This is a genomic window from Methylibium sp. T29-B (assembly GCF_000576225.1).
GTDB classification, from domain to species: Bacteria; Pseudomonadota; Gammaproteobacteria; order Burkholderiales; family Burkholderiaceae_C; genus Methylibium; species Methylibium petroleiphilum.
This window is the reverse complement of the sequence record NZ_AZSN01000106.1, coordinates 1-13,412: the sequence shown is the minus strand read 5'-3', so window position 1 is coordinate 13,412 and position 13,412 is coordinate 1. Positions and strand designations below refer to the sequence as shown.

General features: G+C 69.7%; 10 protein-coding genes and 3 pseudogenes. 6 read left to right on the top strand and 7 right to left on the bottom strand.

Annotated features, from left to right (window positions below; all coding sequences use genetic code 11):
• A partial coding sequence (locus Y694_RS15295; protein ID WP_036233997.1) for an ABC transporter permease subunit occupies positions 1-535 on the bottom strand: 535 nt, incomplete at its 3' end.
• A gap of 116 nt (positions 536-651) precedes the next feature.
• Between Y694_RS15295 and Y694_RS15290 the strand changes: the two are divergent.
• From Y694_RS15290 to rocF, 5 genes and pseudogenes are all read left to right on the top strand, one after another.
• A pseudogene (locus tag Y694_RS15290) lies at positions 652-1,742 on the top strand (ABC transporter ATP-binding protein).
• 145 nt (positions 1,743-1,887) lie between these two features.
• Complete coding sequence (locus tag Y694_RS15285; protein ID WP_011828682.1) at positions 1,888-3,330, top strand: S41 family peptidase; 1,443 nt, start codon at positions 1,888-1,890, stop codon at positions 3,328-3,330.
• Positions 3,331-3,427: 97 nt separating this feature from the next.
• Positions 3,428-4,192, top strand: coding sequence for a HesA/MoeB/ThiF family protein (locus Y694_RS15280; RefSeq protein ID WP_036233994.1), 765 nt, complete (start codon positions 3,428-3,430; stop codon positions 4,190-4,192).
• Positions 4,193-4,201: 9 nt separating this feature from the next.
• Positions 4,202-5,107, top strand: a complete 906-nt coding sequence (locus Y694_RS15275) for an LOG family protein (RefSeq protein WP_011828680.1) — start codon at positions 4,202-4,204, stop codon at positions 5,105-5,107.
• A gap of 13 nt (positions 5,108-5,120) precedes the next feature.
• Positions 5,121-6,056: an arginase gene (gene rocF, locus Y694_RS15270; RefSeq protein WP_036233991.1), complete on the top strand. Its 936-nt coding sequence runs from the start codon at positions 5,121-5,123 to the stop codon at positions 6,054-6,056.
• Positions 6,057-6,082: 26 nt separating this feature from the next.
• On the opposite strand, the gene Y694_RS15265 is transcribed toward rocF, so the two are convergent.
• The 3 genes and pseudogenes from Y694_RS15265 to Y694_RS15255 form a co-directional block, all read right to left on the bottom strand.
• Positions 6,083-6,589, bottom strand: coding sequence for a thermonuclease family protein (locus Y694_RS15265; RefSeq protein ID WP_036234003.1), 507 nt, complete (start codon positions 6,587-6,589; stop codon positions 6,083-6,085).
• Positions 6,586-6,981 carry a YkvA family protein gene (locus Y694_RS15260; RefSeq protein WP_036233989.1) on the bottom strand — a complete coding sequence of 132 codons (396 nt, stop codon included), beginning with the start codon at positions 6,979-6,981 and terminating at the stop codon, positions 6,586-6,588. Before Y694_RS15260 ends, Y694_RS15265 begins: the two co-directional genes overlap by 4 nt.
• Positions 6,978-7,849: pseudogene (locus Y694_RS15255) on the bottom strand (DUF429 domain-containing protein). The gene Y694_RS15260 and the pseudogene Y694_RS15255 overlap by 4 nt, the downstream one beginning before the upstream one ends.
• A gap of 37 nt (positions 7,850-7,886) precedes the next feature.
• On the opposite strand from Y694_RS15255, the gene Y694_RS15250 reads away from it, so the two are divergent.
• Positions 7,887-8,987 (top strand): DUF748 domain-containing protein, encoded by a 1,101-nt coding sequence (locus tag Y694_RS15250; RefSeq protein ID WP_051495814.1) that lies wholly within the window; start codon positions 7,887-7,889, stop codon positions 8,985-8,987.
• A gap of 38 nt (positions 8,988-9,025) precedes the next feature.
• On the opposite strand, the gene Y694_RS15245 is transcribed toward Y694_RS15250, so the two are convergent.
• The 3 genes and pseudogenes from Y694_RS15245 to Y694_RS15235 all read right to left on the bottom strand — a co-directional run bounded on the left by Y694_RS15245 (position 9,026) and on the right by Y694_RS15235 (position 13,276).
• Positions 9,026-9,982 (bottom strand): heparin lyase I family protein, encoded by a 957-nt coding sequence (locus tag Y694_RS15245; protein ID WP_081771311.1) that lies wholly within the window; start codon positions 9,980-9,982, stop codon positions 9,026-9,028.
• 115 nt (positions 9,983-10,097) lie between these two features.
• A pseudogene (locus Y694_RS15240) lies at positions 10,098-10,990 on the bottom strand (EamA family transporter).
• A 75-nt stretch (positions 10,991-11,065) separates the two neighbouring features.
• On the bottom strand, positions 11,066-13,276 hold the full coding sequence (locus tag Y694_RS15235; RefSeq protein WP_155935838.1) for a TonB-dependent receptor: 2,211 nt from the start codon (positions 13,274-13,276) through the stop codon (positions 11,066-11,068).
• Positions 13,277-13,412: the final 136 nt, after the last annotated feature.

Genomic DNA, 13,412 nt, shown 5'->3' with positions numbered 1-13,412 from the left:
CGCGCACGCGGCGGCCGAGTCCGGCGCCGAGCAGGCGCGCGGCCTCCATCAGATGCAGGCCGCGCTCCATCAGCGCGCCGCGGGTCAGCAGGTAGACGTAGGGGTAGAGCGCCAGCGTGAACAGCACGATGGCGCCGGGCAGGCTGCGCACGTCGGGCCACAGCGGCCCCTGCGCGCCGGTCAGCGCGCGCAGCGTGGTCTGCAGCGGGCCGCTGTACTGCAGGAAATCGGTGCTGGCATAGGCCAGTACATAGGCCGGCATCGCCAGCGGCAGCAGCAGCGCCCACTCGAAGACGCGCCGCCCGGGGAAGTCGAACAGGCTGACCGCGGCGGCAGTGGCCCCGCCCAGCAGCGCCACGCCGATCGCCACGCCCAGCGCCAGCAGCAGCGAGCTCAAGGCGTAGCCAGGCAGCACCGTGGCAGCCTGGTGACGCAGCAATTCGAGGCTCTGCGCCTGCGGGGCCAGCCAGGCCCCGAACACGCCCAGCAAGGGCAGCGCCAGCAGCGCGCACAGCACGACGGCGAGACGGCGCATGCTCAGTCGAGGCCGCGGTCGGAAGGCCCGCGACGGCCGTGGTCAAGGCGCGGCGGCGGGGCGAATACGGGAATGCGAACGAAATTCATTTGAAGTCAGCTCGCTATCATAGAGGGATGCTGCTGCGTCTCGCCGATGTCTCGATCCGCTACCCGGTGGCGCACCCGGGCGGCGGCGAACGGCCGGCGGTCGACGGCGTGTCCTTCGGTCTGGCCGAGGGCGAGATCGGTGTGCTGATCGGCCCGTCGGGCTGCGGCAAGACTTCGCTGCTGCGTGCCGTCGCCGGCCTGGAGCCGCTGGCCGGCGGCAGCATCTCGCTGGGCGACGAACGGCTCGGCGACGCGGCCACCGGCCGCCACCTCTCACCGGAGCAGCGCCGCATCGGCATGGTGTTTCAGGACTATGCGCTGTTCCCCCATCTCAGCGTGGCGCAGAACGTGGCCTTCGGCCTGCACGACCTGCCGCGGGCGCAGCGCGAGCAACGCGTGGCCGAATTGCTCGACCTGGTGGCCTGGGCAGTGCCGCGAAGCGCGCGCCGCACCAGCTGTCGGGCGGGCAGCAGCAGCGCATCGCCCTGGCCCGGGCCCTGGCGCCGGCGCCGCGGCTGCTGCTGCTGGACGAACCCTTCTCCAGCCTCGACGTCGATCTGCGCGAACGCCTGGCGCAGGAGCTGCGCGCGATTCTCAAGCGGACCGGCACGACGGCGCTCTTCGTCACCCACGATCAGCTCGAGGCCTTCGCGCTGGGTGACGTGATCGGCGTGATGCACCGGGGCCGCCTCGACCAGTGGGACAGCGCCTACCAGCTCTACCACCGTCCGGCGACACGCTTCGTGGCCGACTTCATCGGGCACGGCGTGTTCGCGCCGGCCCGCATCGTGGACGGCGCCGACGGTCCGCGTGTGCACACCCCCGTGGGCGACCTGAGCGATCTCGAGGAATGCCCGTTGTCCGCCGCCTACCCGGGTGGCGAGTGCGAGGTGCTGCTGCGGGCGGACGACATCGTCCACGACGACAGCTCGCCGGTGAAGGCCCGCATCGAACGCAAGGCCTTCCGCGGCTCCGAGTTCCTGTACACGCTGCAGCTCGCCAGCGGCGAACGCGTGCTCGCCCACGTGCCCTCGCACCACGATCACCAGCTCGGCGAATGGATCGGCATCCGCGCCGAGGTCGACCACGTGGTCACCTTCCCACGCCAGCCGAGCTGAAGGCCGGCCCGCCTGCGCAGCCGGAAGCGTCGGTAAAAGCCTGCAAAGCCTTCCAAACGACGCAACTTTGGGGTCTGGAGCAGACTCACAGCGCAAGTGCCGGTCCTATACTGGACTGCAGCAATCGAAAAGGAACCCGGACGTCATGGGTGCTAAGACAAAAGTGGCTGGCTGGATCGTCGTCGGGGCGGTCGCGGGTGCCTTGACCACGATGCAACTGACCGCGACGGCGCGCAACCCGTCTGCGGCCTTGCCGCTGGAGGAGCTGCAGCAGCTCGCCGCGGTATTCGGCATGGTGAAGAGCGACTACGTCGAACCGGTCGATGAGAAGAAGCTGATCACCGACGCCATCGGCGGCATGGTCGCCGGCCTCGACCCGCACTCCCAGTACTTCGACAAGAAGACCTTCAAGGAATTCCGCGAAGGCACCAGCGGGCGCTTCGTCGGTGTCGGCATCGAGATCGGCATGGAGGACGGGCTGGTCAAGGTGGTCTCGCCGATCGAGGGCTCGCCGGCCTTCCGGGCCGGCGTGAAGAGCGGCGACCTGATCACCAAGATCGACGACAGCTTCGTCAAGGGCCTGACGATGGACCAGGCCGTCAAGAAGATGCGTGGCGAGCCCAACACCAAGGTCGTGCTGACGGTGTTCCGCAAGGCCGAGAGCCGCAGCTTCCCGGTCACCATCACCCGCGAGGAGATCCGCGTGCAGAGCGTGCGCGCGAAGATGATCGAGCCCGGCTATGCCTGGCTGCGCGTGAGCCAGTTCCAGGACCGCACCGTCGAGGATTTCGCCACCAAGCTGGCCGACCTGTACAAGCAGGACCCCAACCTGAAGGGCCTGGTGCTCGACCTGCGCAACGACCCGGGCGGTCTGCTCGAGGCGTCGGTGGCGATCTCGGCCGCCTTCCTGCCCAAGGACGTGACAGTGGTCTCCACGAACGGGCAGATCGCCGAATCGAAGGCCGTGTTCAAGGCCAATCCGGAGTTCTACTCGCGCCGTGGCAGCGACCCGCTGAAGAAGCTGCCCGAGGGGTTGAAGAGCGTGCCGCTGATCGTGCTGGTGAACGAAGGCTCGGCCTCCGCCAGCGAGATCGTCGCCGGCGCCCTGCAGGATCACAAGCGCGCCACGGTGATGGGCAGCCAGACCTTCGGCAAGGGCTCGGTTCAGACGGTGCGCCAGCTTTCGCCCGACACGGCGCTGAAGATCACCACCGCCCGCTATTACACGCCGAGCGGTCGCTCGATCCAGGCCACCGGCATCGTGCCCGACGTGTGGCTCGACGAAACTGCCGAAGGCAACGTGTTCGCCGCCATCCGCACCCGCGAGGCTGACCTGGAGAAGCACATCTCCAGCGGCCAGGGCCCGGAGGTCAAGGACCCGGCGCGCGAGAAGGCCCGAGAGGAGGCGCTGAAGAAGCTGGAAGAGGCGAACGGCAAGGACAAGGACAAGGCGCCCAAGCCGCTGCCCGAGTTCGGCAGCGCCGAGGACTTCCCGTTGCAGCAGGCGCTGAATCGCCTGAAGGGCAAGACGGTGCTGGCCTCGAAGACGCAGACCGAGCGCAAGCCCGAGGACACCAAGACCAACTGACGGAGCGCCCTCTCGGGGTCCCAAGCGAAGAGCCCGCCATGGCGGGCTCTTCGCATTGCGCGGCGCCGCAGGAAGCCCGCGACGCTATCCTCGCGCCATGAACGACGACCAGCTGCTGCGCTACAGCCGCCACATCCTGCTCGACGAGATCGGCATCGAGGGCCAGCAGCGCCTCCTCGACGGCCATGCGCTCGTCATCGGTGCCGGCGGGCTGGGCTCGCCGGCCCTGCTCTACCTGGGCACGGCCGGGGTCGGAACGATCACCGTGGCCGACCATGACACGGTGGACCTGACCAACCTGCAGCGTCAGATCGTCCACGACATGGCGCGCATCGGCATGCCGAAGGCGGAATCAGCCGCCCGCAGCATCGCTGCCATCAACCCCGCGGTGCGAGTCCGGGCCCTGACCGAGCGCGCCGACGCCGCGCGGCTCGAAGCCCTGGTGCGCGAGGCCGACGTGGTGCTCGACTGCAGCGACAACTTCGCGACGCGCCACGCGGTCAATCGGGCCTGCGCCGTGCACCGCAAGCCGCTGGTGGCCGGCGCGGCGATCCGCTTCGATGGCCAGATCTCGGTCTACGACGTGCGCGACGCCGCCAGCCCCTGCTACGCCTGCCTGTTCCCCGAGGACAGCGCCTTCGAAGAGGTGCGCTGCTCCACGATGGGCGTGTTCGCGCCGCTGGTCGGCATCATCGGCAGCATGCAGGCGGCCGAGGCGCTGAAGCTGCTGGCCGGCATCGGGCCGACGCTGGCGGGACGGCTGCAGATGCTCGACGGCCGAGCGATGGAATGGACCGAGATCCGCCTCGCCCGCCGCGCCGACTGCCCGGTGTGCGGGCCGCACCGCGGGCCTGCGGGTTAAGCTGGGCGCATGGACGACACGACCCACGATCTGCGCGCACGCAATTTCCCCTCGGCCCAAGAAGACGTGGCCGCGGTCACGCCGGCCTCGCGCTATGCCGGCCCCGAAAGCGCCTACCGCCTGGCCTTCGACGACAAGGATTTCCTGCTGCGCGAGGAACTGCGCCCGGTGCGCATGCAGCTCGAGCTGCTCAAGCCCGAGCTGGTGCAGCGCGAGCACCGCATCGAATCGACCATCGTGATCTTCGGCAGCGCGCGCATCCTGCCGCGCGACGAGGCGCTGCAGCGCGTCGCTGCCGCGCAGGCGCTGGGCGACGCCGACGCGCTCAAGCGCGCCGAGATGCAGCTGGCCATGTCGCACCACTACGAGGAGGCACGGCGCTTCGCCGGCATCGTGACGACGGCCTCGAAGCAGCTCGACGAGCCGATCGCCGTCGTCACCGGCGGCGGGCCCGGCATCATGGAGGCCGGCAACCGCGGCGCCTTCGAGACCGACGGCCCGAGCATCGGCCTCAACATCGTGCTGCCGCATGAGCAGGCACCCAACGACTACATCACGCCGGAGCTGTGCTTCCAGTTCCACTACTTCGCGCTGCGCAAGATGCACTTCCTGATGCGCGCGATCGCGCTGGTGTGCTTCCCCGGCGGCTTCGGCACGCTCGACGAGACCTTCGAGGCGCTGACGCTGATGCAGACCGGCAAGATCCGCCGTCGACCGGTGCTGCTGTTCGGTCGCGAGTTCTGGACCAAGCTGATCAATTTCGACCTGTTGGTCGGCACCGGCATGATCAATGCCGAGGATCTGAAACTGTTCCACTTCGTCGAGAGCGCCGAAGAGGCCTGGGGCGTGATCGAGCGCCACTACGGGCTCGACGCGCTCGACACCCAGACCGGCGCCTTCGCGGAAGACGTCTGACACCGGAGAGCCCATGAGCGCCGACCTCCGCCGCCTCGCGCCGCAGATCTCTCTGATCGGTGCGCCCACCGACATCGGCGCCGGCGCGCGCGGTGCGTCGATGGGTCCGGAAGCGCTGCGCGTGGCCAACCTGCAGAGCACGCTGGAGGCGCACGGCCTGGAGGTGGTCGACCGCGGCAACCTTGCAGGACCCCGCAACCCCTGGCTGCCGCCGACCGAGGGCTACCGCCACCTCGCCGAGGTGGTGGCATGGAATACCGCGGTGCACGAAGCGGTGCATGCCGAGCTCGGCCTGGGGCGGTTGCCCATCCTGCTGGGCGGCGACCACTGCCTCGCGATCGGCAGCATCAGCGCGGTGGCGCGCCACTGCCGCGAGGCGGGCAAGAAGCTGCGCGTGCTGTGGCTCGATGCGCACGCCGACTTCAACACCAACGTGCTCACGCCCACCGGCAACGTGCATGGCATGCCGGTCGCGTGCCTGTGCGGCCGCGGCCCGCAGGCGCTGATCGAGATCGGTGGCCAGGTGCCGGCGATCAATCCGAAGTGGGTGCGCCAGATCGGCATCCGCAGCGTCGACGCCGGCGAGCGGCGGCTGGTGCACGAGGTCGACCTCGAGGTGTTCGACATGCGCTACATCGACGAGATGGGCATGCGCCATACGATGGAGCTCGCGCTCGCGACGCTGGACGCCAACACCCACCTGCACGTGAGCTTCGACGTCGACTTCCTCGATCCGCCCATCGCGCCCGGCGTCGGCACCACCGTCAATGGCGGCCCGACCTACCGCGAGGCGCAGCTGTGCATGGAAATGATCGCCGACACCGGCCGCCTCGCCTCGCTCGACGTGATGGAACTGAACCCGGCCTTCGACGTGCGCAATGCCACCGCGGTGCTCGCGGTGGACCTGGTGGAGTCGCTGTTCGGCAAGAGCACGTTGATGCGAAAGTAGTCGCCGCCTCGCGGGCGGCCGATCTGTCAGTCACAGGGCCCATGGCGCCGCCGAAAATCGCGCGGCAGTTCTGGATTCGGCGCGGCGAACAGGCCCCGCCCCGCGGCGCGGGCCCGTTGCTCCTGGCCGGCATAGGGGCCCGGGTCGCGGCCGTAGCGAGCCGACCATGCGTGCCCCTCGGCGACCAGCCAGGCGCCCACATCCTGGTCACCCAGCCACAGCGTCCCGAGCGCACGGCCATGCATGTCGGTCGCGCGCCGCCGCACCGTGACGTGGCGGTCCTGCACGCGCGCTGCCAGCGCGGCGCCGGCTTCGCTGCCATGCGGCTGGCAGCGTTCCGGCGCGTCCAGGCCCACCAGGCGCAGCTTCACGGGCTTGCGGCGAGCCTGCTGGCCGTTGCTCGCGTCGGGCCTCACCCAGACCGTGTCGCCGTCGGTGATGCGCGTGACCACGCCCTCGAAACGGACCTCCTCGGCCACCGCGCCACCGGTCGCCCCGACCCACGCGACCAGCCAGGCGATCAACAGCCTCATGGCGCACCCCAGGTGCGCCACGCCCACCACGCCAGCAAGCCGCCGCACAGCAGCCACACCGCGGCGATCAGCAACACACCCCACAGCATCTTCGGCACGCGTTCCCCACTGGCCTCGGCCTCGCGCAGCCGGGCCTGCCACAGTGCATCGGGGGTCAGCTTGACGGCCAGTGCGATCCCCAGCGGCAGCAGCACCAGTTCGTCGAGCATCCCCAGCACCGGGATGAAATCGGGAATCAGGTCGATCGGGCTCAGCGCGTAGGCGATCACCAGGATGGCGATGAGCTTGGGCGCGCGCGGCGTGTCCGGGTGCTTGAACAGCTTCCACAGTGCCAGCAGGTAGATCGCGAGCCGCGCCCGGTTCGCCCGGCCGAACAAGGGGCCGAGCTTCATGCCGCGCTCCTGGCATCGGCAGCCCAGGGCGCGGTGACGATCCAGCCTTCCAGCGGATCGATCACCGGCGGCAAGCCGTGGTTCGGCTGCGTTGCGGCCCATGCGGCCTGCAGCATGCAGAGCACGGCGTCGAGGCGGTCGCCGCGCGCGTCGGCCACCAGTTCTTCGCGCTGCGCATGGCGCAGCTTCAGCCGCAAGCCCAGCCGCGACCGGCCCTGCTCCAGCGCGTCGACCAGGTCCTTGCGGGCGATCAGGCGTTCGGGTGTCTGTTTCGCGCGTTCGTCGCTCTTGTACGAGCGTGCGCCGATCAACTCGCGCGCCAGCAGCCCGGGGTAGGCCTCGAGCGCCACGCGCTGCGGATCGCCGGCATGCAGACCAGCCAGCGTCACGCCCGCCTCCACGAGCCGTGGCACCCCCGCGTGCAGCATGTAGCGACCGGCGGGTTGACCCACTTCATCGACGGGCTCGACCCGGCGGGGCCATCGGTGGCGCGGTGAGCAAACTTGGACCCGGTGGGCCGGGCCGCGCAGAAGGCCGCGAAACGCTCGCGGATCTCGCTGCGCGGCAGCGCCGCATAGAGACGCAGCATCGGCAGCCAGGCCTGCGGCCAGCCCAGCTCCGTGACCAGTTCGCGCGGCAGGCCGAACGGCAGGTCGAAGGCCCCCAGCCAGGGACCGGGCCGCTGCAGCAGGGCCGAGAAGGCGGAAAGATCGGGCAGCAGCTCGATCGCATCGAGACGCAGCAGGTGGCCGTCGGCATGGCCTCGCGCCAGCACGATGGGCTTGTGCCGCGTGGGCGCGCTGCTGAAGTCGACACCCAGCAAAGGCAGGGGCACGACGGCGGCGGGAGGTGAAGGGGGTGCTGACATGGACGCTGGGACTCTACCGGCCCGCGACAATCCCGGCATGCCGACTGCCAACGAGCCTCTGCCCCGCCCTGCCCCGCGTCGACTGGCGCGCGGCCTGCTGATCGGTCTGGCCGTCGTGCTGGCTGCCTTGGCAGTGGTCTGGCAGCTGGCGGCACACCGGCTGCAGCAGGAACTGGTGGCTGCCCTCGGCCCGCGCAGCGAGGTGGCCTCGGTCGGCCTCGCCTGGGGCGGCGTCGAGATCCTCGGCCTGCGCATCGCCGCCGCGCCGGGCAGCGGCTGGCCGGCGGCCGACGAACTGCGTGCACCCCGCATGGTGGTGGCGCCGGACCTGTGGTCCGCGCTGCGCGGACGCATCGGCGTGCACAGCGTGCGCATCGAGGACGGCTACATCTCGCTGCTGCGGGGCCGCGACGGCCAGATGCAGGTGCTGCCCGCGCTGCTGGGTCGGCGCGAGCGAACCGGGGCCGAGCGTCGCGGCGGCAGCCTGCCTGCAGTGCGCATCGGCGACGTGCAGTTGCGCGGGACCGAGATCGCGTTCTACGACGCCTCGGTGAGCCGGCCGCCGCTGGCCCTGCGGCTGGTGGACATGCAGGCGAGCATCGGGCCGCTCGCGCTGCCGGCGCTGGATGGGGCGACGCAGATCGACATCACCGCCGGAGTCCGCGGCGCGCGGGCAGGCCAGGAGGGCCGGCTCGAGCTGCACGGCAGCGTGACCGGTGCCTCCCGCGACGCCGCGTTGAAGCTCAGCCTGCGCCGCGTCGATCTGCTCGCACTGCAGCCCTACGTGAACCAGGTGGCCCAAGGCGGCGTGAAGCGGGGCACGCTCGACCTCGATCTGGCGCCCACCGTGAAAAGCCAGCAGCTGCACGCGCCGGGGCACATGACGCTGAGCCAGCTGGAACTCGGCGACGGCAACTTCGCCGGCCTGCCGCGCAAGGCCATGCTGGCCTTCATGAGCCGGCACGACCGCATCGAACTCGAGTTCACGCTGGAAGGCCGGCTCGACGACCCGGCGTTCTCGCTCAACGAGAACTTCGCGACGCGCGTCGCCTCGGCACTGGGCAACGTGTTGGGTCTGAGCGTGGAAGGCGTGGTCGAGGGCGTCGGCAGCGTCGTGAAGGGCTTGTTCGGACGCTGACTTGCGTTGGCATCGAAGGGCCAGGGCCCGACCCTTTCTTATCGAGCCAGCACGTAGGCGCGCAGACTGGCCTCGGTGTACTTGGAGCCGGTCGGATCTCTCACGAACACCGGCGCCTTGAACAGCACGCGCGCCGTCGCGGGCTTGGACCAGTTGGCGTGGTCCCACGGATAGAATCCGAACTTCTGCCATGTCGGATGCTGTTCGATCGTCGCGTAGCCCGTCGGACCGGCGTAATCCGCGAACTGGACGCCATCGCGCCAAGCTTGGAAGTAGCCCCGCCCGCCCTCGTTGGGATCAATGCGCACTTTCGTGACGATCACGGTCCAGGCCTTCGTCGGAATGCCGGGTGATTCGAAAATGCGAGTCTGGTTCGTGGCGCGCGTCGGCGGCACCATGGTGTTGTGCCGAACGAAAAGCACCAGTCCGTTCTTTTCGGCCTGGATCGCCGCCCAGGGATTGACCGTCTGAGACGTCAGCTGATGGTATTGGCTAATCACAGCCTGGAAGTCGTAGCCGCCATCGGGCATCAACAGTCCGAACGCGTGCCAGATGTCGATGTATGGCTTGATGACGCCCGGTTGTGTGATCCACCAGCTCAGTTCGCAGCGCTTGGACCCGGCTCCGCCCAGGCTGTCGCTGACCGACGGCGCGAACATCAGTACCTGCTTCGACGAGTCCAGCGGATCGGCCGTCTTTCCGAAGCGCCGGCCCGCGGGCTGCGCTGTTCCGTCGAAACCGCCAGCGGCGTCGAAGGACGCGACGCTGATGTCCTTCGCTCCGGCGCATTCCAGACCGACCTGCCCGCCCCGGATCTGACGGAACGGCTTGTTCGCGTCGATCTCCGCAAAGATGTCCGAGTCAGCGATCGGCACCGTCCGCTCCATCGAGACGGCGGCGGGGCGCGCCGTTTCAGCCAACCCGACCGCGGTCGCTGCACCGGCCAGCGCCAAGCAGGCAAGCGCCGAGAGAAGAATGGAGGTCGACGGAGTCATGGGATTCACGATCGCGTTGGGTTGGCAGCAAGGGATGAGCTGCGTACCGATTGTCTTGCAAGCCGCCTGTGGCGCCGGATCTTCACGAGCCGAACCATCGCTCCGAAACTTTCCTTCAACCCAGCGCAAGACCACCCACGCCGACGGCGATGAACGCCGCCCCGACCAGCCGCCAGCCCAGTTCGCCCTCGCCCAGCAGCCGGCCGCCCAGCAGCGCCGCGAACAGCATCGACACCTCGCGGGCCGGCGCTACATGCGACAGCGGCGCGAGCTGCATCGCGTACAGCACCATCACGTAGGCCGCCGGCTGAGTACCGCCACCGCCAGGGCGTGACGCCACTGCGCTCGCCACGCGGACCGCAGCGCCGCGCGGTCGCGCAGCAGCGGCAGCATGAACGGAATGCGCAGCAGGTTGCCGAAGTAGTCCACCAGGATCGGCGACACCGCCAGCAGCTTCACCGCCGCGCCGTCGATCAGCGTGTAGGCGGCGATGGTCGCGCCGGTCGCCGCGCCCCAGCCGAGACCGGCGCGCACGCGCTGCGATGCCGTGTCGCCGTCACCATGGCGGCCCCTCAGGGCCTGCAGCAGCCGCGGCCCACCGGCGATCAGCACGATGCCGACCGTCACCGCCAGGACACCGGCCGCACCGACCGCCGACAGGGATTCGCCGAGCAGCAGCACGGCGCCCAGCGCCGACAGCAGCGGCCCGGTGCCACGCGCAACCGGGTAGACGACCGTGAGATCCGATGCCCGGTAGCCCCGCAGCAGGACCGTGAAGTAGGCCAGGTGCGTCAGGCCACTGGCCAGCACCGCAGCCCAGGCCAGCAGGCCCCAGCGCGGCAGTTCGTCCCAGGCCACCCACAGACCGACGGGCGCCCACAGCACCGCCACCATCAGCGCTGTCAGCAGCACGAAGCGCTGGTCACCTCCTGCACGCTTGGCAACGAGATTCCACAGCGCATGCAGCAGCGCGGCGGTCAGAACCAGAGCAAGGGCGGAGGCAGGCAAACGGCGGGTCGTACGAGTCGGGAAGCCCCGACTTTAGCGTCGCCGCCGGCTCAGCTCAGAACGCCTGCCGCCACTTCACCGACAGCAGCCAGTTGCGCGGCATGCCAGGCTCGAAAAACGGCCGTTGCCGTCGTTGACGATCACGCTGCCGGCGTATTCGCGGTCGAACAGGTTGTCCACGCGCACCAGCACGTCGATCCGGCTGCCTTCGGCCAGCTTCCAGCTCTGGGTGGCACGCAGGGCCCAGGTGGCCCAGGTGCCGGCGAAGTCGGTGTTGCGGTCGTTGACGGCCACCTCGTCCTGCGCCCGCAGCTCGGCGGCGAGCTCGGTCGTCGACGTGCCGAAGGGCCGCCACGCCAGCTCGGCGAAGGCGCTGCGCGGGCTGGTGCCGGCGATGCGGTTGCCGGCCGGCACGGTCGCCTGGTTGCCAGGGTTGGCGCCGTTGCAGGGCACGGCGGTGCAGGTGACGAAGGCGTCGTCGTAGGTCGCCGACAGCCAGGTCAACGCCAGCGCGGTGCGCCAGTTCGGGGTGATGCTCCAGCCCGCACCCAGCTCAACGCCGCGCCGCGTGGTCGAGCCGACGTTCTGGAAGGTGGAGCGGCCACCGGCGTTGGTCGCCACGCCGATCTCGTCGTCGGTACGCGCCTCGAACACGGCGAAGTCCGCAGCCAGGCCACGCGCATCGTTGCGCCACTTTGCGCCGAGCTCGATCTGCTTGCTGGTCTGCGCCTTCAGGCCGTTGTTGAAGCCGCTGCCGCCGTCGGGACGGTAGGCCAGCTCGCCGAAGGTCGGTGATTCGAAGCCCTCGCCGGCGCTGACATAGAAGTTCCAGTCCGGCAGGCCGCGCCACTGCACTGCGGCGACCGGGTTGGTGTAGCTGTACTTCAGCGAGCCCGAGTCGTCGCCATTGAGGCCGGACACATAGTGATCCTCCGCCTCGAAGCGCACGCGGCCGCTGCGCACGCCGAGCGTCGCCACCCAGTCCTTGACGAACTCCAGCTCGCCCTGCGCGTAGACGTCGGTGGTCTTCACGGTGTTCTTCTCGTCGCGGCGCTGGTTGCCGGTGACGCCGAGCGCCGTGGGGGCCAGCGGATCGCCGAGGAAGTTCTCGTAGCCGCGGCGGTCCTCGGTGCTGCGTTCCAGCGCCGCGCCGGCCACGAACTGGGCGCTGCGATCGCCGTCCAGCGTCCAGCGCCAGATCAGCCGGCCGTCCAGACCCTGGTAGTCGCGATCGAAGTCGATCACGCCGCCGGGGTGGCGGTCGGTGTTTGGCGGCGGTGTCGGGTTGCGCTGGGTCAGGACGGGGATCGATTGCCACTGGGTGACCGACCGCTGGCCGAAATAGGCGGTGACGGCACTCTCGCTCAGCGCACCGAGGTCCGCGAAGCGATGCCGCCAAGTGGCACCGATCTGCTCCTGCTGCGCGGTCTTGCGGGTGTTGAACTGGGTCGCCACCGCGGCCGTCTGGCGCGGATCGGCGTCGAACTGCGCACGGTTCAGGCCCAGCGGATCGTCGGCGGGTTGGTCGACGTGGTTGACGCTGACGACCACGGTGTCGCGCTCGCCGGTCCAGCCCAGCCGCAGGTTGGCCAGCGTGCGGCGGGCGCTGCTTTGCGGACGGAAACCGTCATAGTCGAGATAGCTCGCGCCGAAGCGCAGGTCGAAGCCGCGGCCCGGCTCGTCGCCGAGCGGCGCCTGCACCGTCACGCGCCCCTGGCGCAGGCCGAAGCGGCCGATGTCCGCACCGAGCTCGCCATAGCGCTCGCGCACCGGCTGGCTCACCAGCGCGATGACGCCGCCCGAGCTGTTGCCGTAGAGCGCGCTGAACGGACCGCGCAGCACCTCGACGCGCTGCGCGCCGGCGAGGTCGAAGTGCGACACCTGCCCCTGGCCGTCGGGCATGGTCGCGGGAATGCCGTCGCTGTACAGGCGCATGCCGCGCACGCCGAAGGTCGAACGGGCGCCGTAGCCGCGTGAGTTGATCTGCAGGTCCTGTGCGTAGTTGTTGCGGTTCGCCACCGTCAGGCCCGGCACCCGCGCCATCGCCTCCGACAGGTTGATCATCGGGCCCGCGTTGCGCAGCGCCTCCTCGTCCACCGTGCCCACCGAGTACGGGGTGTCGAAGGCGCGCTGCTCGAAGCCCTTGCCGGTGACGACCACCGGCGCGAGCGTCCCGCTCGCCGCGTCCTGCGCCTGGGCGAACGGCGCTGCACCGATCAGCGCGCAGGCGGCGACCACCGGGTTCACCCGCAGCCGGGAAAGGGCGGGACGCTGGGCTGACGACATGAATACTCCTGAAGATGTCCGGTGAATGCGAAAGCGCGCGGACTCTACCTTCAGGAACACCCCTGCCCAATAGAGAAAATCTGCAAAAGGGATCGGGGATGATGCGGAGCAACCAGACGGCAGCAGCCTGTCGCCC